Source organism: Sphingobacterium sp. MAE (assembly GCF_056711605.1).
In genome coordinates this window covers 3,010,184-3,032,140 of the sequence record NZ_CM160044.1, presented here as the reverse complement: position 1 = coordinate 3,032,140, position 21,957 = coordinate 3,010,184, and the positions used below count along the sequence as shown (strand labels likewise).

Here is a 21,957-nt window from a genome sequence, read left to right as displayed (position 1 = left end):
TCTTTAGTCTAGATAGCCAATACTTGAACAAGTTCTAGCATATCAGCACTTAATTTGTATTCTTTATTATTAATAGCTTCTTCTAAAGGTGTGGTAACGATTTCGTTTCCCCTGACACCAACTGTAATGCGATTGTTTCCTTTCAATAACTCTTTTACAGCAGCAAAACCTAAACGGCTAGCCAATACCCGATCAAAACTTGAAGGAGAACCACCGCGTTGCAAGTGCCCTAAGATACTAACTTTTGTGTCATAATAATCAAATTTTTCTTTGACTTTTTTCGCAACGTTGTATGCACCACCATTATGATCACCTTCTGCAACAATCACAATGGAGGAAGATTTTTTGCCGCGTCCATCAGCAGCAGATAAATGATCAATTAATTCATCAATGGCAGTTTCTTTTTCAGGTAGTAAGATTGCTTCTGCACCACCTGCTATGCCAGCATTCAAAGCTATACAACCTGAATCGCGCCCCATTACTTCGATGAAGAATAACCTTTCATGAGAAGCAGCTGTATCTCTAATCTTATCGATCGCTTCAATTACTGTGTTGGTAGCCGTATCATAACCTAGTGTAAAATCAGACCCATATAGATCATTATCGATTGTTCCCGGTATACCAATCACGGGGATATCATATTCTTTTGAGAAATATTCAGCACCTGTAAAAGTACCATCGCCACCAATAGCTACTAGAGCATCAATACCTGCAGCTTTGATATTTTCATATGCTTTTGCTCTTCCTTCTTTGGTTTTGAATTCTAGACATCTTGCTGTTTTCAAGATCGTGCCTCCTAATTGAATGATATTACTTACGGAGCGAGATGTCATTTCTGTAAAATTACTGTCTAACATACCTTGATATCCTTGGTATATTCCAGTAACACTTAATTTTTCGTATAATGCTGTGCGGACTACTGCTCGAATGCAAGCATTCATGCCTGGAGCGTCTCCGCCTGATGTAAAAACTCCGATTCTTTTAATATTCACCACTGTCAAAAATTTTAGGTTTTACGAATATAGTGTATTTTTTACACTATTGAAATTATTTTTTATTTTTTTGTTTTGATAAAATTGAGGTAATATTATTAACTTTATGGCATAAGCTACATATTCAACTCATTGGTTTAAGTAAATATAATAAATTAGAAAAGTTTTGTATACTACATTTACAGTCGATTGTGTCATTTTTGGTTTTTATGAAGGGGAACTTCATGTTTTACTAACAGAGAGAAATGAATATCCTTTTAAGGATTGGTGGGCGCTTCCTGGATTTTTTGTTAATAATGATGAGGAAATGGAAGATGCCGTGAAGCGAATACTGTATGAAAACACCGGCCTTAAGGATGTGTTTTTGGATCAATTATATGCCTTCGCAGGTCTAAAAAGACACCCGCAAGGAAGGATATTAACCGTAGCTTACTATGCTCTCCTCCAACTTGATAAGACAAAAATTAAGTTAAAGCCCGTGACCTCGTATATGAGACAGGCAAAGTGGTTTCCATTAAACAAAGTGCCTGATCTTGCGTTTGATCATAGCACTATTTTAAAGCAAAGTGTTGAAAAGTTACGTCGGCGAATCGCGAATACACCTATTGCTTTTGAACTTTTGCCAGATAAATTTACCCTAACTCAGTTACAATTAGTCTATGAAAGTATTTTAGGGAGGGAATTGGATAAAAGAAATTTTAGAAAAAAGATGATTAATTATGGTTTTCTAAAGGAATTAGATGAAGTCCAAAAAGGAGTTGCTTATCGTGCTGCTAGACTTTATAAATTAGATAAACGTAAATTTTTAAAGCAATTCCAAAATAGTATTACATTCTAATTCGGAAAATTTAAATAACGGAAAGTGTATGTCATAAGGTGTACACTTTTTTTATTTTATAAAATTGACGATGTACTGACAAATTAATTGCAAAAAATTTTACCTTTTTGTATATTTGACCAAATTTTATATAAAGTCAAAAGTTTAGAATCAAATATGTCGTCAAACACTGATAATAAAAAAGACCTGATTATTGCCGCGGCTATACGAAGATTTGCGCACTATGGTTTTTCAAAAACCACTATGAATGAGATAGCAGAGGATGTCAAGATTACAAAAGCAAATCTTTATTATTATTACCCCGAAAAAACGGCTTTGATTCATGATGTTATACTAGCTGTTACAGATGATTTCAGAAAATTGGAGCAAGAATTGATTGAGAAGTCTACTTCATCAATTATTGATCTTGTTTTAGCCCTATTGGAATTAAAATCATCTTTCATTGAGCAGCATTACATGTTGCATATGAATGAAAATATGGAATGGATAAAAGGCGCTTCATTACAAACTTTGATGCGTGAAATTCATGAAAAAGAAATTGTCCAAGTAGCTAAATTATTTCAAAAAGGAGTGGATAATAAGGAAGTAGCAGTTGAAGATGTAAATAAGGCAAGTGAAATATATGTATACATTATGAAGAGTATTGGGCTAGTGGGTATACTGTGCGATGTATTTACTGGTATTCCAACACAATGTAATGTTGGTGATGTTCTGCAAAAACAAAAAGAGGCAACTTTGTTAATATTCAATGGTTTAAAAGTTAAATAAGATTTCGAACAATTATAAAAAATGAAAAAGATAAGAATAGTAGGGGTGCTATTAGCAGCTTTGTTTTCAGTTAATTTCTTGCATGCGCAAGAAATTTTAACGCTGAATCAGGCACTTAAATATGCGCTTGAAAACAAAGCGGAGGCAAAAAAATCGACACTTGATTTGGAAAATGCCCAATATAAGATTGATGAAGTTCGAGCAGGCGCTTTACCGCAGATCACGGGATCCGGAGCTTTAACTTATAATCCTATGATTCAGGAAAATGCAATTGCTATGACTCAGGCGGATGGTACTTCGTCATTAATGTTTATAAAGTTTGGCCAACCATGGCAAGCTACTTCTACACTTAATGTAAGCCAACAATTATTTAATCAATCTTTATTTACAGGATTAAAAGCAGCGAAGACCACTAAAGAATTTTATGTTATTAATAAAGACTTATCGGATGAACAATTAATCGAGAAGGTTGCAAATGCCTACTACGATGTTTTTCAATCCCAACTGCAGCTTCAAACAGTGGATAATAATCTAAATAGTACGATCAAAACAAGGGATGTAATCGCTGGTTTAGTGGAAGCCGGCTTAGGAAAGAAGATCGATTTAGATCGAACTAGTGTCGCTGTCAACAATTTAAAAGCAAATCGCCAAATTTTGGTCAATGCTTTAGAATTGAAAGAAAATGCCTTAAAGTTTGCTATTGGTATGCCAATGGAACAAGATATTAAACTTCCTAATGAAACATTTGAGATCAATCCTGCAACAGCAGATTTGGCTGCTTCAAATTTATCATCAAGAACAGAAGTACGTTTATTGGAAAAGCAGAATCAACTTCTAGAACTAAATCGTGATGCCATGAAAGCTGCATATTATCCCAATCTTTCATTTTCGGGTAATATAGGTTATATGGGAATCGGAGAAAGACTACCTCTTTTTGGTAACGCGACAAGTAAATCTGGTTTTTCAGCTCTAGGCTTAAACCTATCAATTCCAATATTTAACGGTGGAGAAACTAAAGCTAAAATTAATCAAGCTACTATTCAATTGAAACAAGCTCAAGTGGATTTAGAGGATACTAAGTTAGCTTTGAGCTTAGCGAATGAAAATGCGAGATCGCAAATTACAAATAGTCTACTAACAATAAATAGTAATCGAGCAAACGTAAAACTGGCAAAAGAAGTTTTGGATAACACTCAAAACAACTACAAAAATGGACTAGCAACACTTACAGATTTATTGGATGCAGAGAATGCTTATGCTGATGCACAGAATAATTTGAGTACTTCATTGTTAAATTATAAAGTTGCAGAGATACAGCTTGTTAAAGCAAAAGGGGAATTAAACACATTATTAAATAGCAAATAGTAACCAACATATATGAAAAAGATATTAATAACGGGAGTCATAATTATTGCTGCATTAGCAGGTATTATGTACGTGTTGAAAAAGAATAAAAAAGAAAATGAATCACAAACGGCTGTTGTAGCACAAAAGAATGCGGCTGTTGCAGTTCGTATTGCTGAGGCTGGTTTTAAAGATGTTAATACGGTATATGTAACGAACGGTACTTTTCTTCCCAAGCAAGAGGTGAAACTTTCTTCAGAAGTTGCAGGACAAGTTGCTCGTGTACTTGTGGATGAGGGGGCTTACGTTAAGGTTGGACAAACGTTAGCAGTTATCGTCGGAGATAAACAAAATGTAAGTGTTAGCAATGCAAAAGCAGTATATGAAAATGCAAAGAATGAAGTGGCTCGATTTGAAAGCGCATATGCTACTGGCGGTGTTACGAAACAACAGTTAGATCAAATGAAATTGCAACTTGAAAATGCAAAAAACAATTTGCGATCTTCACAGATCACAGCCTCTGATGTTAACGTAAAAGCTTCTTTTGCGGGTATCGTCAATAAAAGAAGTATAGAACCTGGTTCATATGTAAGCCCAGGAAATGAAATGTTTGAAATTGTCAATGTATCTTCTTTGAAATTGAAGGTAAATGTAGATGAGAAAAACATCGGGTTTGTGAAATTAGGACAAAGTATAAAGGTAGAGTCTGCGGTTTTATCCAATAAAACATTTCAGGGTAAAGTTACATTTATTGCCCCTAAGGCAGACGGAAGCCTAAATTTCCCTGTAGAGCTGGAAATTAATAATAATGCGGCAAATGATTTAAAAGCGGGTATGTACGGTACTGCATATTTTGGAGATGAACAAACCGCTAATGCTTTAGTTGTTCCAAGAGATGCTTTCGTCGGTAGTGTGAGTTCAAATCAAGTTTTTGTGGTCAAAGATGGTAAAGCTGTTTTAACTAAAGTGACTTCGGGAAGAGTATTTGGAGATCAAGTCGAAATCATTTCAGGTATTGAAAGTGGTGCGCAAGTCATTACGACAGGACAGATCAATTTATTGGATGGTACTGCTGTAGAAATCATTAAATAATTAACGCAAGTTTTAAATGAAAATTTCTGAAATATCTATAAAGCGGCCGAGTATTATCATAGTCATATTCTTATTATTGACTATTGGTGGTATCGGATCGTATTTGAATTTAGGGTACGAATTAGTTCCTAAATTTGATGTGAATGTGATCACAGTACAGACCGTTTATCCAGGTGCTGCACCATCAGAAGTGGAAACTTCTGTGTCAAAAGTAATAGAAGATGCGGTATCATCTTTGGAAAATGTGAAAAAGATCGAAACAAAATCGATGGAAAGCGTTTCGGTCGTGATGATTACTTTAAACACTGGGGCAGATGTCAATTTTCTTTTGACTGATGCGCAACGTAAGATTAATGCGGTTATTAACGATTTACCCGAAGATGCAAAAACTCCATCTTTGAGTAAGTTCTCTCTAGACGATGTGGCGATTATGAACCTTTCCGTAACATCCAGTCTTTCAGAAAAAGAATTGTATGATCTATTAGATCAAAAAATTCAACCTGTTTTTGCCCGCATTTTAGGTGTTGCAAAAGTAGATCTAACAGGGGGAGAAGAACGTGAAATTCAAGTAAGTGCAAATCCTGAAAAATTAGAAGGATATGGATTGACAATAAGTGATGTTCAAAAAATCATAGCATCTTCTAATTTAGATTTCCCAACTGGTAGTATCAAGTCTAGAGACAATCAGACAACCATACGCCTCTCAGGTAAATTTACATCCTTAGATCAAATGCGCAATCTTCCGATAACAACTCCTTCTGGTGTATCAATTCGTTTGAGTGATGTCGCTGATGTGCAAGATGGTATAAAAGATATTGAGAAAATAGCCCGTATCGATCAAAAGAACACAATTTTGATGCAAGTCTTTAAACAATCTGACGCCAATGCGGTTGCAGTATCTAAACTTGTTAGAGAGACTCTTGGCGTTATTGAAAAAGACTATAAGGAACAAAATATTAAAATTGACGTAGCGAGTGATTCAACAGAATATACGATTAATGCAGCAAGTAATGTCATGCACGATTTAATGATTGCTGTGGCATTAGTAGGTTTTATCATGTTATTTTTCTTACATAGTTTACGTGATGCCTTTATCGCTGTTGTGGCCATTCCTCTTTCCTTGGTTGCTACTTTTATTGGACTTTATGTGATGGGATATACCCTTAATTTAATGTCTTTATTAGGCTTGTCATTAGTGGTAGGTATTTTGGTGGATGATGCGATTGTTGTTATTGAAAATATTCACCGTCATATGCAGATGGGCAAAAGTAAAATCCGTGCCGCATATGATGGAGCCGCAGAGATTGGCTTTACTGTAACCGCAATTACATTGGTTATTGTAGTTGTATTTTTACCAATCGCGCTATCATCGGGTTTAGTATCCGATATTCTTCGCCAGTTTTGTGTAACCGTGATATTTGCGACCTTAATATCATTATTGGTATCCTTTACAGTGGTACCTTGGTTGTATTCGCGTTTCGGAAAATTATCACATATCAGTAACGCGACTTTCTTTGGTCGAATTTTAGAAAAATTTGAAGCAGGCTTACAGAAATTGACCCATTGGATTTCTGGAATTTTAGAGTGGTCGTTAAAAAATAGATGGAATAAAGTTGTTACGCTCGTTGTGACGATTATTATGTTTGCCGCATCAATTAGTTTATTGGTGATGGGTTATATCGGAACTGATTTCTTTCCAGGTAATGATAAGGGAGAATTTTATCTGCAGCTGGAGCTTAATAAAGATGCTTCGGTCGAACAGACAAATTTTATGACTCAAAAGGCAGAATCATACTTAGCTGGAAGACCAGAAATTGAACGTGTGATTACTACAGTAGGGCAGGCCTCCGATGGTATGATGGCAGGTACATCTGGAACAAAATATAAGTCTGAAATGCAAATCTATTTGAAGGATGGTCATAATAAATTGGAGCCTACAAAAGTGTATGCCGCGAAATTAAAGAGAGAAATGGAAAATCATCTCGTTGGTGCCAAAGTGAAAACAGTTTCTATCGGTATCATGGGAGCTGAGCAAGCCCCATTAAACTTAACAGTTATAGCCTCATCGCAAAAAGACGCTTTAGAATTTGCTGATAAAGCTGCTGCATTGTTACGCAATGTCTCTGGAGCGACAGAAGTGAAGTTGACTTCCGAAGATGGTAATCCAGAAATTAATGTACAGTTGAACCGTGATAAAATGAATGCTTTAGGATTAAATGTTGCTACTGTGGGTGCAACTATGCAAACGGCATTTTCGGGTAATACGGATACAAAATACCGTGCTGGCGATACCGAGTATGATATTAACATTCGTTATGATGAATCGGGTAGAACGAGTATGGACAATGTTAAAAACTTGAAGTTTATAAATGCTAAAGGAGAATCAATCACATTAGAGCAGTTTGCCGATATCGAATATGGTTCAGGACCGACTTTATTAGAACGTCGAGATAAGTCACCTTCTGTTTCTGTTCAAGCTCAAGTAGTAGGAAAGCCCGCTGGTACTATTGCAACAGAGTGGGAAACTGAATTTAAAAAACTAAAATTGAAACCGGGTGTATCTTTCAAGTGGGGAGGTAACATGGAGAATCAACAAGAAGGATTTGGTACTTTAGGAATCGCATTATTAGCATCTATTATCTTAGTGTACTTTGTTATGGTAGCCTTATATGATAGTTTTGCAACACCATTTATTGTCTTATTCTCGATTCCATTATCATTCATTGGAGCATTCTTATTGTTAGCATTGACAAATCAGACTTTAAATATCTTTACGATTTTAGGTATTATTATGTTAATCGGTCTAGTAGCTAAAAATGCCATCATGTTGGTTGATTTTGCCAATCATAAAAAAGATGCAGGGTTTACAACCTATGAATCACTAATTGCGGCAAATCATGCTCGTTTACGTCCGATATTAATGACGACAATTGCGATGGTTATCGGTATGGTTCCTATTGCTATGGCACAAGGAGACGGTGCTGATATGAACCGGGGTATTGCCATTGTCATTATCGGTGGATTATTATCATCATTATTTTTAACGTTGATTATTGTGCCAGTGGTGTATTCAATTTTTGATGGAATTCAAAGAAGATTAGGAAACCATGAGAAAATAGATTATGAAGCAGAGATGGTCGCTGATTACATTCCTAGTGACGATTATGTAGATGAAATGTCTACGAAGCACTAGTTATAAATAACTTTCATTAAAATGGAAAGGCCCTGCATGCAGGGCCTTTCCATTTTAATATTATTCACATTCCATTAATGTTAAATTTTCATAAAATTATTTGAAACAATCGATTGCATGAAAAATAATGCTAATTTTGAACCAATCATTTTAATATTAACTTAAATAATAAATTATGTGTGGAATAGTTGGTTATACAGGTCCTCGTCAAGCATTTTCAATCGTTCTTGACGGACTTAAAAGGCTTGAATATCGTGGGTACGATAGTGCTGGAATAGCAATCGTGCAACAAAATAAACTTCATGTTTTTAAAAAAGCAGGAAAGGTAGCAAACTTAGAAGCCGTTGTAGCCGACCATGATGTGAGTTCACATACAGCTATTGGACATACCAGATGGGCTACGCATGGAGAACCTTCGGATAAGAATGCTCACCCACATTACACTCCAGATGGCCAAATAGCCATGATTCACAATGGTATCATAGAAAATTATCAAACGATTAAAAATGAATTGTTAAGTAAGGGATACGAATTTAAAAGTGATACGGATACTGAGGTGTTATTATATTTTATTGCTGAAATAAAGAAAAATAATGCATGTAGCTTAGAAGAAGCTGTCCGAATTGCTTTAAAGCGAGTTGTAGGAGCATACGTCATCTTATTGATAGAACCCGAACATCCTGAAACGATTATAGCAGCAAGAAAGGGAAGCCCATTGGTAATTGGTATTGGAAAAGGTGAGCATTTTCTTGGTTCTGATGCTTCACCAATGTTAGCATATACCAATGAAGTTGTTTATATCAATGATTATGAGTTGGCAATTGTGAAACCTGATGAGCTTATACTTAAAAATATAGGAAATGAGCGTGTCACACCATATGTACAAAAATTAGACTTGGAGTTAGCTGCTATTGAAAAAGGAGGATACGATCACTTTATGCTAAAGGAGATCATGGAACAACCTCAAGCTATTTTTGATTCTATGCGTGGTCGATTAGATTTAGATAAATTGACGATTACATTAAGTGGTATTGAACAGTATGCAGAACAAATATGTAAAGCTAACCGTATAGTCATTGTTTCTTGTGGTACAAGCTGGCATGCTGGTTTAGTCGCTGAATATTTAATTGAAGAACTTTGCAGAATCAATGTTGAAGTGGAGTATGCTTCAGAGTTTCGTTATAGAAATCCAATAATTAACGAAGGGGATGTTATTTTAGCCATATCACAAAGTGGTGAAACTGCAGATACATTAGTCGCTTTGGAAAATGCAAAAAGTAAAGGGGCAATTATCTTAGGTGTAGTCAATGTAGTGGGATCATCTATCGCTCGATTATCTCATGCAGGTGCTTATACACATGCGGGACCTGAAATAGGAGTTGCAAGTACCAAAGCGTTTACAGCACAGTTGACAGTTTTAGAGTTAATCGCTCTTAAAATAGCACATATCAAAAAGTCTATTGACGACGATCAGTATGCACATCTTTTAAATGAATTAAATGCTGTTCCTGATAAAGTACAAGCGATTTTAGATAGCCAAATTCCAAAGATTAGAGAAATAGCTCGCAAATATAAAGATGCTCGTGATTTTCTATACTTAGGAAGAGGCTATAATTTTCCGATAGCTTTGGAAGGTGCTTTAAAATTAAAAGAGATTACGTATATCCATGCCGAGGGATATCCTGCTGCTGAAATGAAACATGGACCTATTGCATTGGTAGACGAAAATTTGCCTGTTGTTTTTGTTGCAACTAAGGATCGCTATCATGAAAAAATTGTCAGCAATATCCAAGAAGTAAAGGCAAGAAAAGGACATGTGATTGCTGTTATTACAGAAGGAGATGAAGTGTCTAAACAATTAGCGGAAGATTATATCGAAATTCCTGAAGCCGATGAGATTGTAGCACCTATACTGTCTGTGATTCCTTTACAATTACTTTCTTATTATATTGGAGTAGAACGAAATCAAGATGTAGATAAGCCTAGAAATTTGGCGAAATCAGTGACCGTTGAATAAAAAATATGAGTCAAATAAAAAAAGGTAATATTGTTCGCCTAGGTTTTGATTTCATTCCCCCAGCTTTTATTCCTAAAGGAAAGGATGAAAATCATCAGCGGTTTGAGCAAAATGCGAGATCTGATTATAGAAGCTTAACATTAGAAGAGATTGTTGTTTTAATCGAAAATGGCAACAGAGCGGATAGTTGGGAACATATATTGGTCTGTGATCCATTTATACCCCATCAGATTAGGCATAATAATTTCTTTGGATTAGTTCGTATCGGTGCTATGGAACCGATTTATTTGGAATATCGCAATTTAAAGTTAGAGTCAGGAATATACAATAGTACGATCGTGAGTTGTGATATAGGTGATGCCGTAGCTATCCACCATGTCCGATATATGTCACACTTTATCATTGGAAATGATGTTATTTTAAGTAACATCAGTGAGATGGAGACTAGCAGTACAGCAAAGTTTGGAAATGGTATTTTGAGAGAAGGAGAGTCTGAAGACCTAAGAATTGCACTGGAATTATGCAATGAAAATGGTGTGAGATCTATTTTGCCCTTTGACGGTATGCAGGCAGCTGATGCTTATCTTTGGACGCGTAATAGGCAAGATTTGCAATTGCAAAATAGATTTAAAGAAATTACAGAAAAAAGATTTTCAAAAACAAGAGGTTCCTATAGTGTCATTGGTGACAGATGTATCATTAAAAATTCACAGAATATAAAAAATGTGAATATAGGCTCCGATGCCTATATTAAGGGTATCAATAAACTGAAAAATGTTACCATTAATTCTTCTCCCGACGCCTTTACTCAAATAGGAGAAGGTTGTGAGCTGGTTAATGGTATTGTCGGTTATGGTTGTCGTATTTTTTACGGAGTTAAAGCTGTACGTTTTATTTTGTCATCTTTTTCACAATTGAAATATGGTGCAAGACTTATTAATTCATTTTTGGGAGATAATTCCACCATTTCATGCTGTGAGGTGCTTAATTCTTTAATTTTTCCCGCACATGAGCAGCACCACAATAATTCCTTCCTTTGTGCAGCTGTGGTTATGGGGCAAAGTAATATGGCTGCAGGGGCAACAGTTGGATCAAACCATAATTCACGAGCAGCCGATGGAGAAATTATAGCAGGAAGAGGATTTTGGCCAGGCTTATGTGTCAGTTTAAAACATAATTCAAGATTTGCGTCCTATACACTTTTAGTTAAAGGAGATTTCCCCCATGAATTAGATATTCAGATTCCTTTTTCTTTAATCAATAATGATGTTAAAAATGACAAATTGATCATCATTCCAGGTTATTGGTTTATGTATAATATGTATGCGCTAATCCGCAATGGTAATAAATACGAGAGTAGAGATAAGCGCTTGTTGAAAAATCAATATCTGGAGTATGATATACTTGCTCCTGATACGGTGAATGAATTGTTTAATTCGTTACGTATAATAGAATTTGCTGTCGGCTCACATCATAATGCGAGATTGAGTGATGTAACTCATGAACAAATTCTTATTGACGGTAAGGCAAAATTAACTGGTGATAGTCATGAAATACCATCATCAATTGAGGTAAGTGGATTTGAGCATTCAAAGCGAAAAGTAGAGCTAGTGAAGGTCGGACAGGCCTATTCGCTTTTTAAACGTTTTATTCAATATTATGGATCCATTCATATCATTGACTTTCTCAAGAATAATTCTTTCGAACAATTAAAAGATAAAATGAAAGATAGTCAACGTTTGGAGTGGGAAAATATTGGAGGGCAATTGATCGAAAAAGATGCCATTGAACAGTTGATGTCCGAAATCAAATCAGGTAAAATTGATGAGTGGGAAGATGTCCATAAATATTATCATGACTTGAGTAAATCTTATTTAGAATCCAAAAGATCACATGCTTTTGCTTCTATATTGGAAATAACTGGTGAAACTTGGGAAACAATAACTATTGAAACGTTAAAAAGCTGGTTACACGAAGCAATTTTACATCGCACTTGGATGGTCAATGAAATATTTGCAAGTAGAGCAAAAGATTATGTCAATCCATTTCGGAATATGGTCTATAATAGTGATGAGGAAAGGGATATAGTGGTAGGTAAGTTAGACGAGAATAGCTTTATTTTGCAGCAACGTGAAGAACTTGAAGTTTTCGAAAATGGTGTTCAAGATCTCCTGATTAGCTTGTCCAGGTAGTTGATAAGTTTGATAATAATTACATATAAGGTTAATTTAAAAAAGATGAATCATTCGTTTTTTTTATCTTGATGGCTATATATATTTATATATAGTCATTATATTTTAATCGTCAGATGGATTGAATTTAAGCTATAGCTAATGGGTTCTTCTAGTTTTTACGAAAACCTTAAATAATAAAACGATATTTAATAACTTTAAATATCGTTTTATTATTTATATTTGCCTAGCCAATTCTTAATAAAATGCCATATAAGTAATTATTATTACCTCTTGTGATGTTATTGATCACGACGGTTCATTGTGTTCAAGCACAAAAAAATCAAAAACTTGAATATAAATTTGGGAAAATTCTACCACAAGATTTTTTGATTAATGCATCAGGAATAGATTCAGCAGCATCAGCAATTAAATTATTTGATATCGAAAATTGTTACTATGAGATAAGTCCTATATCTAAATCATTTGTTTATGTTTATGAAAGGCACATCCGTTATAAAACATTGACGAAATTAATTTTGAATTACCAAGCGGATATCAAGTTGATTTTATACCAAAAGATATTACAATAGACTCTGAATTTGGAACCTATGCGGCTACATTTACTTTCAAGGATGGTGTTATCCTTTACAAGAGAACACAGAAAATGAACGATAAAACTTATCCACCGGAAAAATATAATGAGTATGTTGACTTTTATAAAAAAATAGTTCAGGCAGATAAGCAGAAAGCCGTAATCACAAAATCGATGTAAAATTTAAATTTGTTTAAAGAGCGTAATTTTGGAAGTCCCGTTAGTTAATCATCTAAATCTGCCATATAGATATCATGTACAACAAATTTAACATGTTTTTCGGGCGTAAACATGTCCAAAACATCTTCTGAGTCAATTGGGTATAAGGTTTCGGTATCTGCATCTAACATTTCAGAGTCAGGAATAAGTTCAAAGAATGTAATCCCATTCGTTTGTGATAATTCTTCAACTTTTATACAGATTACATCTTGAGATTTCCAATTAGACCAAATTGTTTTGTTGAACAATTGATAGGGGTTTTTTTCAGTTTCAGACATAGTTACAAACATAAGTATTCGTACACCGATAGCAAAATTTCAATCGATATAAATTAATCAGGAGATTGGGATAGGGCTGCGTGATCATTTATATCGTCAACATGCGTGGATAGATTGACTGAGCAAAGTTCCAATTGTTCCATACGTGCTAATCTCATGTTTTTAAAATCATATCTGAGCAACTTGAACCGGAGATCACCCGAGGTCATCAAAGCGCTTAATCGTTTGAAGATCTTCCATAATATATCTCCATAGTAATTAATATCATAGTAAAATATAGCTCACGAATCATTATCTTTAGCATATGGTAGCAATTGTTATTGGTGGAAGCGGAGCGACAGGTAGAGAACTTGTTCGACAATTATTAGTGGACCCTCGATTTAGTAAAGTTCGGGTATTATTGCGACGTCCTTATTTTGAATATCATGATAAATTAGAAGAGATTATTGTTGACTTTGATAAGCTATTCTCTTTTCAAGATCGGGTAAGGGGAGATGTCGCCTTTTCTTGTTTAGGAACCACATTAAAAGATGCAGGAAGCAAAGAAGCCCAGTGGCATATTGACTATGACTATCCTTTTCATTTTGCGAAAATGTCTTTTGAAAATGGAGTTACTCATTTCGTTTTACTATCTGCAGCCGGAGTAAATGCAAAATCGCGAATCTTTTACAATCGAATGAAAGGATCTTTAGAAGATGCAATCAAAAACATTGGCTTTCAACAACTCACTATCTTGCGTCCAGGATTTATTGAGCGACCTCATTCAGATCGTTTAGGTGAAAAGATCGGCTTAAAAATCATTACCACTCTTAATAAAGTCGGCATTTTTAAACAATATGCCCCAATTAAAACTAAACTACTTGCAAAAGCGATGTTGGAAAGTGTTTTTACATATAAAAAAGCTAGACAGGTATTAGAATTGAAAGATATAAAAGCAATCATCAAATAGTCTGCACATCTGTTTTCCATTTAATAGGATATAGGGCATTTTATTTTCATTTAATTCAGTCGAGCCAATATTTTACTTTCAAGCGTCATAATTCAACCTTTTGTGGCGATTTAAATTTCATTTTCTTATCTTTAGGCGAATTTTGAAGCAACCTAACCGTTCGTTTTAATTTCAATTTTGTTTAAGCAAGTTAAAAGATTTCAATAAAAAAATTATGTCATCTAAAATCATTTATACCAAGACAGATGAAGCGCCATTATTGGCGACTTATTCATTCTTACCTATTGTACAAGCATTCGCTAAAACAGCTAATATCGATGTTGAATTAAGAGATATTTCTCTTGCAGGTCGTATTTTGGCGAACTTTTCAGATGTACTAAGCGAAGATCAGAAAGTAGCTGATGCTTTAGCTGAATTAGGACAGTTGGCAACCACTCCAGAAGCTAACATTATTAAGTTACCCAATATTTCAGCTTCTATTCCTCAATTAAAAGGCGCAATTGCTGAATTACAGGCTGCAGGCTATGCAATTCCTAATTTTCCTGACAATCCAGAAACTGCGGAAGAAAATGAAATCAAAGCGAAGTATGCCAAAGTATTGGGTTCTGCAGTAAATCCAGTTTTACGTGAAGGAAACTCTGATCGTCGTGCACCGAAGGCGGTTAAGAATTATGCTAAAGCAAATCCACATTCGATGGGTGAGTGGTCTGCAGATTCAAAAACTCGCGTAGCTTCAATGGCTCATGGCGATTTCTATGAAACCGAGCAATCAGTTACGGTACAAAATCAAGGACAATTCAAAATAGAGTTTGTAAATACCGATGGTTCTATTTCTGAATTAAAAGGTTTATCTCCATTAAAAGCAGGAGAAGTAATCGATTCATCAGTAATGAGCTTATCCGCTTTAAAAGGTTTTGTTGCAGATACAATTGCAGCAGCCAAAGCTGATGGTGTTTTGTTGTCTGCTCACTTAAAAGCAACAATGATGAAAGTTTCAGATCCTATTATTTTTGGTGCGATCGTAGAAGTTTACTTTAAAGATGTATTTGCTAAGTATGGTGAATTGTTCAATTCTTTAGGAATTAATAAAAATAATGGTTTAGGTGAAGTATTGGCTAAAATTGTAGGCAATCCACAGGAATCAGAAGTTAAAGCAGCTATTGATGCCGCTATTGCTAATGGTCCGGATTTAGCAATGGTCAACTCTGATAAAGGAATTACAAATTTACATGTGCCTTCAGACGTTATTGTTGATGCATCTATGCCAGCTATGATCCGTACTTCGGGACAAATGTGGAATAAAGAAGGAAAGTCTCAGGATACGATTGCCATCATTCCAGACCGTTGTTATGCAGGCGTGTATGAAGCAACGATTGAAGATTGTAAAGAGCATGGTGCTTTAGATCCTACCACTATGGGTTCAGTTCCTAACGTTGGTTTAATGGCTCAAAAAGCAGAAGAATATGGATCTCATGATAAAACCTTCCAAGCTACTGCAAATGGTACGATACGTGTCGTAGACAATGAAGGAAATATTTTAATGGCGCAAACGGTTGAAACAGGTGATATCTTTCGCATGTGTCAAACAAAAGATGCACCAATCCAAGACTGGGTCAAATTGGCTGTTAACCGTGCTCGTTTGTCTGCTACACCAGCAGTATTCTGGTTAGATGAAAACCGTGCTCATGATAGAGAGATTATCAAAAAAGTAGAAAAATACTTAGGTGATTTTGATACAAATGGATTGGATATTTTTGTTATGAATCCAGTAGAGGCAACTAAATTTTCTTTAGATCGCATTCGCGAAGGTTTAGACACTATTTCTGTTACGGGTAACGTATTACGTGATTACTTAACCGATCTATTCCCTATTTTAGAAGTAGGTACATCTGCAAAGATGCTTTCTATTGTCCCTTTAATGAATGGTGGAGGTCTATTTGAGACTGGTGCTGGGGGTTCTGCTCCAAAACATATTGAGCAATTTTTGCACGAAGGATACCTGCGTTGGGATTCTTTAGGTGAATTCTTAGCTTTAGGTGCTTCTTTAGAACACTTGTCGCAAACTCAAAATAATGCAAAAGCATTAGTCTTGGCTGAAACATTGGATGTAGCTACAGAAAAATTCTTAGCAAATGATAAGTCTCCTGCACGTAAAGTGGGTCAGATCGATAACCGTGGGTCTCATTATTATTTAACAGCTTATTGGGCAGAAGCTTTAGCAGCGCAAACCAAAGATGCTGAATTAGCTGCAAAATTTGCACCTTTAGCTAAGGCATTAGCTGAAAATGAAAAGCAGATCAATGATGAGTTGATTGCTGCTCAAGGTAAAGCTCAAAATATCGGTGGTTATTATTTCCCTAATGATGATTTAGCTACTAAAGCAATGCGTCCTTCGGAAACATTGAATAATGCAATCGCATCTTTATAAGAAGATTTTGCAATAAAATAAAAAACTCCATTCATTATGAATGGAGTTTTTTTTATGAAATAGCATCACTAAGTAATCATTCTCTGCTAATTTTTGTTCTTAAGTAAATTCATCTCTAATAGGACTTGTTCTAAAGCATCTGGTTTGACAATCGGCGTTACCAATAGTTCAATGTGGTTTGAAGTTAATTGGTTTTTTCCAAGTGCACCTTCTTGTACTTTTACAAAGGGGTGAGAGGATACTTCTGGAGAACATCTATATGCATAGATACTAGTGTGTTCTCTGTTTTTGTTTCGGAATGGATGCATAATGATTCGATTATGTCTACAAATGGTATTAACAATTTACACATAATTTATTTAAAGTTCAAAATATATTATCCAAAATACCCATTTATTAAAAAGACTCAACTTAAATCTGTAATAAATGTTTTGCTCTTGTGAGATCGATTTGTTGATGTTCAGGTAGGTGTAAAAAATATAATTTTTGCCAATCTTTGGTTTTCTGCGCTTGTTTATTTTCAACGACATCCCAGTTTGGATAAACTCGAAAACCCCGCTTCCCTTCTTTGCCATTTCCAGAAAGTATGCCTTTTTGAAATAAAATAGCTTTTGGGAATATGAAAATTCCGAAATTAGATTCTTTTCGCACTGCTATGATATAAAAGTCTATAGGATCATTAATTTCGAATGGAGCGATGATCCCAGCAGTCGTTCGCTGCCACAAAGTGACAAATTGCCCAGTCTTTGTTGGTGTTATTTTGGCTGTTCTATATTTAAATTTTCGATTTATCAATTCAAAATTCTGAGCAGCATATTCTTGACTTTCAAGTTCTCGTGTTAAGTTTGCTATTGCTAAACTGCAAGCCCGAAAGACATATTGATCTATTTTTTGTAAGTTAGGATCGACAATTTGAGTATATACCAAGAGAATAAATTTAATTTATACTTTATTTGAAAAAATTAGTTTTCGATACAGGTTGACTGTAAGAGCTGATGGGAGCCATCACAGGAAGGCATGCGTTTTGATAAACCACAGATACAGTCATTTAAGCCTTTTCCCTTCAAGATGCGTGGAATATATTTTTCAATACGTGCTTGGATAGTCTTAGATTGTTTAGGCGCTGCGAAATGAAGTAAATATGCTCGTTGTCTGCCTGGAGTTAAGGCCTGAAAGGCAGCGGTCAATATGGGATCTGCTTTTAATTTTTGTTCAAATTCTAAAGGAACTAAAAAATCGGAAGTCTCTTTTAATACAACTTTCAATCCACTTTTTTCAACTTCTATAGCTTCAAAAATATATGCTTTAATTTGAGGCTCTTTCTCCAATATATCTGCAACATTTGTAAACTTAATACTTCTTGAAGATTGAGAGTTCTCACCATGTTGCATCAGCAGTGAGTACGTATCACTTAATAGCGCACCTTTAAAAAAGCCAAGTTCGCAATAGGATTTAAAACGATTGATCAGAACAACATTTTTATTGTTGTATGTATAGCAAGGTGTTTTCCACTTAAACGTTTCCATGAGTTGACAGTCAAGTACAATGCTACGCAAAAGTTTCATTTCTTCTTGCCATGTCTTGCTATTATTTAAATATTCATCTACTTGAGGATTCATGATAGAAACAGATGCTAATTTTATAATTGTAATGATACAAATATAAATAGACTTTACCAGAGCTTAATATAATTGTAAAAAAAAAGATCTTCCTATCGTTTTGATTTAAAAGTAGATTTTTTTCTAAAAAAAATGATACAGTATATTTCTACACTGTATCATCTTCAAAATATTAATTCGGTTCCGTTATACTAATAATTGATTTGTCCCTTTATGGACAATTTCTTTTGATCCTGTAGCGTAGTCATTATTGTCGCCTGAACTTTATTATCTTTCAAATTTTTAAATATAGATAACTTCCATTCTTCTGGCCATGTCTCAAAATCTATAAAACAATAAAAAGGATATAATGTGGGTCTGCTCTCAATCTGATTGATCAAATTATCAGAAGTTGTCTGTAACAAATATTGGCCGGCTTTCATTTTATGGAATTGATAAAACATATTATTCGGAAGTGATTCTTCCAGTGATTTGTTATATTTCCAAGCCTGTATGATATGAGGTACACGCAGCTCTTGGATCTTTTTTGCTTCAACAGCATTAAAATCCTCATCGTATTCGTAAGTAATTGAAGTATCCCTTTGAGTGATAGGATTAGCTTTTACTTGTAAATCAAAGTAATTAGAATAATCATCAGCTAACTGTGCTTCACTAAGTCCAGTATACTTGTTCATTACATGCGCAAGTATAGGAATATCCTTCAGATGAACCAGACTCCAGAAAGCAAGCGTCTGATCTGTGGTGTCCATAGCTCTGATTTGCAATTCCTGATCTATATCATGAGATAGTAACCATTCACCATCAATTTCTGTTTTATTTTTTCCAATTGATGCTTCAATTTTTAAGCTTTTGTCTTTCTGTACATAGTTAATATGCTTTTTTGACAGTACGTGCTCAAATCCTTTCAAATCACCGATCTGTGTCCATGTATGACTATGTTGTAATAAAGATTCTAGATCTGCATTTTCTGAACTGTTATCTAAAGCTATCTTATAGATAAAATGATTTCGATCAAATAGTATTTGGATATATTTTCCTATTATAACACTGACTATACCCTTTTCTTTATTTATGAATTTTATTCCTTTGGGATAATGGTTGGCGAAAAAAGAAAAGCAATCTTCATAGTTCTTTATAGCCAAAATACCGTAAAATTGATTTTTATGAGCGGCAGTATTGAATAAAAAAATTCGGGCTGGAATTGAAATTCCAGCATCCAAAATAAGGCTTTTTATCCATGTTTTCTTACTCTTTACATCAGGAGATTGATCACCCTTTGAAAGCAGGGAGGAAATATTATCCAATAACAAATCATCAACTGCGATAGATAAGACAGAAGCACTTTCTTTACTTACATATTGCTTCTCAATGTTGTTTTTTCGAACCATATAGACTGTCCACCCAAGTGCACATATTAAAAACAATAAGGAGCTGATGATTATTGCAATTCTTTTCATCTATAATTAGTTTTTGATATTATGATCTAAATTTTTCATAACATGCTTCAATATATATTGAAGTGCATTTTTATCTTGTTTTGGTAACTCCACAGAAAATTCTCCCGAAAAGCGATTTTTATGAAGATTTGATTTAATTTGAACATCTCCATAAGCAGAAAGATCTTTTAATGTTTGTTCCAGAGATGCGGTAACAGGAATTTCGAGTTTATTGACAACTTCAGGTATGGCATTGGTATGAACAACCATATTAAAAGGATTAGTAGACATGTCTTTTTTTACTTTCATATTTCTACTTGTTTTAAAACGATTTTGTTCAATGGAAGTTAACTGTTCCAAATCACTTCCTACAAATACAATATCATGCTTAAAAAGAATATAGATTGGTTCTAATTTTTTCTGTTCAGAAATTTTATAAATACCATTTTCCAAACTTACCTCTTGTTTCTTTACTGCAAATTCAAGGATTTTTTTATATAACCGTTGATCCTGAGAAGTAAACATCCAAAGGAAATTAGGCACATATTCATCTTTTGTTTTTGTTATTTCTTTATAATTATAATCATCATCATATTCATAGGTAACATAATCTTTTGTTACTTTCTGTAGATCGTTTAGAAAGAAAGCATGATCACCCTTCATTACTTTACCGATAGACTTTTCATCTAATCCGATTTCTAAAGCGGTCGCAGCTATAGTTACCACATCAGCATATTCTCCTGCCAACGGTGCGTACCAACGAGATATTAATGCTGGTAATTGCTTTAGATAACCCTCTGTACTGATATTCATAGAGGCATATGCTAAGTGATTTTCAGGAATATATTGACTGAATTTTTTATTAATTTTATTATTATAGAGCGTTTTGAAAATTTTAGCCATTTCTGCATCTACACCTACTGTTCCAGTCAATTTTAGCGTATGTTGATCTTGGATCAAATCAAATGTAGCATCTTCATAGCCGTATTTGAAATTTTTCAAATCAACACCGTAAGCCATTTTTAAGACGTCGTAAGGCAAGGCATCCTGATATAATTTATCCAGATTTGGTATCCATACCCTTAGTAGATGTTTTTGATCAGCGATCTTGACTGCTTTATGTTGTCCCAGATTATTTTTAGGATCTAAATAATGGTTAAAATCATTAGTAAGCCAAGTGCCAAATAGTTTATTTTTAAGAGAATCATTCTTAGCTTCTCTGATTTGGCTGAGAAGGTATAATGAATCAGATTCAACATCGTAACTATCCATTTCAACCGTATCAATATCATCATTCCAATCTTCATCAGATATGACAGCAGATGTATCAGCATAAGCTATTTCAGCTTCAGCGGTAGCTTCACTAATTTCCTCTAAGATATTTACGGTATCAGGTAATACCTCTTCAGTAGCAATAGCTTCAACTGCTACAGCAGTATCTGCGGCACTTAATGTGTCATCATATAGCCAAGTATCACTACTGCCACCATATAGACCAAGATCTAAGCCATAGCGATCGGCCACCTCTTTCATTTGAAAGTAATTGCGATGTAGATCACCTGTCAAAACAAATAAGGTTTCTTGATTCCATGCGACCTGTGTCTTTCCGTCTTTTGAAACCCTTCTTTCATAGCCATTATACATAGGAAGCAAATCAAATTGTGAAAACATACGCTCTTTGACTTTGTGGTTTGCTTTCAAGGGAATTAAAACACCAATATAGTATAAGCTATCCGTATTGGTCCGATAAACAAATGCTTGTTTATCTAAATCGAAATCTAATTCCTCCAAGCTTTTAATAGAAAAATCCAAGTTATTTGTTGACTTTTCAAAAGCTCCTAATTTCGTTAAGGTCTCATTCAGTAATTCCATAGAACTCTGTTCTACAATAGCTTTATTATTAATGGCAACAACAAAGTCAGCTTGAGACGGTATTTTGCTCGTCAACTCTTGAGCTGTAGCTTGCATGCTTGAAAAAGCAGCCAATGCTAACAAGGGTAAGTATTTTAAATTCATGT

15 protein-coding genes are annotated in these 21,957 nt (G+C 34.7%); 9 read left to right on the top strand and 6 right to left on the bottom strand.

Features of this window, described 5'->3' with window-relative positions; all coding sequences use genetic code 11:
• Window positions 1–8: 8 nt before the first annotated feature.
• Window positions 9–995: a 6-phosphofructokinase gene (gene pfkA / locus AC06G9_RS12985; protein WP_084405365.1), complete on the bottom strand. Its 987-nt coding sequence runs from the start codon at window positions 993–995 to the stop codon at window positions 9–11.
• A gap of 163 nt (window positions 996–1,158) precedes the next feature.
• Here pfkA and AC06G9_RS12980 point away from each other — a divergent pair, with 163 nt between their 5' ends.
• The 7 genes from AC06G9_RS12980 to AC06G9_RS12950 all read left to right on the top strand — a co-directional run bounded on the left by AC06G9_RS12980 (window position 1,159) and on the right by AC06G9_RS12950 (window position 12,436).
• Complete coding sequence (locus AC06G9_RS12980; RefSeq protein WP_084405366.1) at window positions 1,159–1,830, top strand: NUDIX hydrolase; 672 nt, start codon at window positions 1,159–1,161, stop codon at window positions 1,828–1,830.
• A 156-nt stretch (window positions 1,831–1,986) separates the two neighbouring features.
• Entirely contained in the window at window positions 1,987–2,598 is a 612-nt protein-coding gene (locus AC06G9_RS12975) for a TetR/AcrR family transcriptional regulator (protein ID WP_480956436.1), read from the top strand.
• Between the two features lie 21 nt (window positions 2,599–2,619).
• Window positions 2,620–3,963 carry a TolC family protein gene (locus tag AC06G9_RS12970; protein ID WP_480956435.1) on the top strand — a complete coding sequence of 448 codons (1,344 nt, stop codon included), beginning with the start codon at window positions 2,620–2,622 and terminating at the stop codon, window positions 3,961–3,963.
• Between the two features lie 12 nt (window positions 3,964–3,975).
• A complete protein-coding gene (locus tag AC06G9_RS12965) occupies window positions 3,976–5,034 on the top strand; it encodes an efflux RND transporter periplasmic adaptor subunit (protein ID WP_480956434.1) in 1,059 nt (352 codons plus the stop codon).
• Between the two features lie 16 nt (window positions 5,035–5,050).
• Entirely contained in the window at window positions 5,051–8,227 is a 3,177-nt protein-coding gene (locus AC06G9_RS12960) for an efflux RND transporter permease subunit (RefSeq protein ID WP_480956433.1), read from the top strand.
• Window positions 8,228–8,402: 175 nt separating this feature from the next.
• Complete coding sequence (glmS, locus tag AC06G9_RS12955) at window positions 8,403–10,244, top strand: glutamine--fructose-6-phosphate transaminase (isomerizing) (RefSeq protein WP_248753471.1); 1,842 nt, start codon at window positions 8,403–8,405, stop codon at window positions 10,242–10,244.
• A gap of 5 nt (window positions 10,245–10,249) precedes the next feature.
• Entirely contained in the window at window positions 10,250–12,436 is a 2,187-nt protein-coding gene (locus AC06G9_RS12950; RefSeq protein ID WP_480956432.1) for a DUF4954 family protein, read from the top strand.
• Window positions 12,437–13,234: 798 nt separating this feature from the next.
• Here the strand turns inward: AC06G9_RS12950 and AC06G9_RS12945 are convergent.
• On the bottom strand, window positions 13,235–13,507 hold the full coding sequence (locus AC06G9_RS12945; RefSeq protein ID WP_045754652.1) for a hypothetical protein: 273 nt from the start codon (window positions 13,505–13,507) through the stop codon (window positions 13,235–13,237).
• A gap of 304 nt (window positions 13,508–13,811) precedes the next feature.
• On the opposite strand from AC06G9_RS12945, the gene AC06G9_RS12940 reads away from it, so the two are divergent.
• Window positions 13,812–14,456: a Rossmann-fold NAD(P)-binding domain-containing protein gene (locus tag AC06G9_RS12940; protein ID WP_480956431.1), complete on the top strand. Its 645-nt coding sequence runs from the start codon at window positions 13,812–13,814 to the stop codon at window positions 14,454–14,456.
• A gap of 214 nt (window positions 14,457–14,670) precedes the next feature.
• Complete coding sequence (locus AC06G9_RS12935; RefSeq protein WP_293929035.1) at window positions 14,671–16,884, top strand: NADP-dependent isocitrate dehydrogenase; 2,214 nt, start codon at window positions 14,671–14,673, stop codon at window positions 16,882–16,884.
• 411 nt (window positions 16,885–17,295) lie between these two features.
• Here the strand turns inward: AC06G9_RS12935 and AC06G9_RS12930 are convergent, their stop codons facing one another.
• From AC06G9_RS12930 to AC06G9_RS12915, 4 genes are all read right to left on the bottom strand, one after another.
• Entirely contained in the window at window positions 17,296–17,811 is a 516-nt protein-coding gene (locus tag AC06G9_RS12930; protein WP_480956430.1) for a MepB family protein, read from the bottom strand.
• Window positions 17,812–17,846: 35 nt separating this feature from the next.
• Complete coding sequence (locus tag AC06G9_RS12925) at window positions 17,847–18,503, bottom strand: YdeI/OmpD-associated family protein (RefSeq protein WP_480956429.1); 657 nt, start codon at window positions 18,501–18,503, stop codon at window positions 17,847–17,849.
• A gap of 191 nt (window positions 18,504–18,694) precedes the next feature.
• Complete coding sequence (locus AC06G9_RS12920) at window positions 18,695–19,960, bottom strand: hypothetical protein (RefSeq protein ID WP_480956428.1); 1,266 nt, start codon at window positions 19,958–19,960, stop codon at window positions 18,695–18,697.
• Between the two features lie 6 nt (window positions 19,961–19,966).
• Complete coding sequence (locus tag AC06G9_RS12915) at window positions 19,967–21,955, bottom strand: hypothetical protein (RefSeq protein WP_480956427.1); 1,989 nt, start codon at window positions 21,953–21,955, stop codon at window positions 19,967–19,969.
• Window positions 21,956–21,957: the final 2 nt, after the last annotated feature.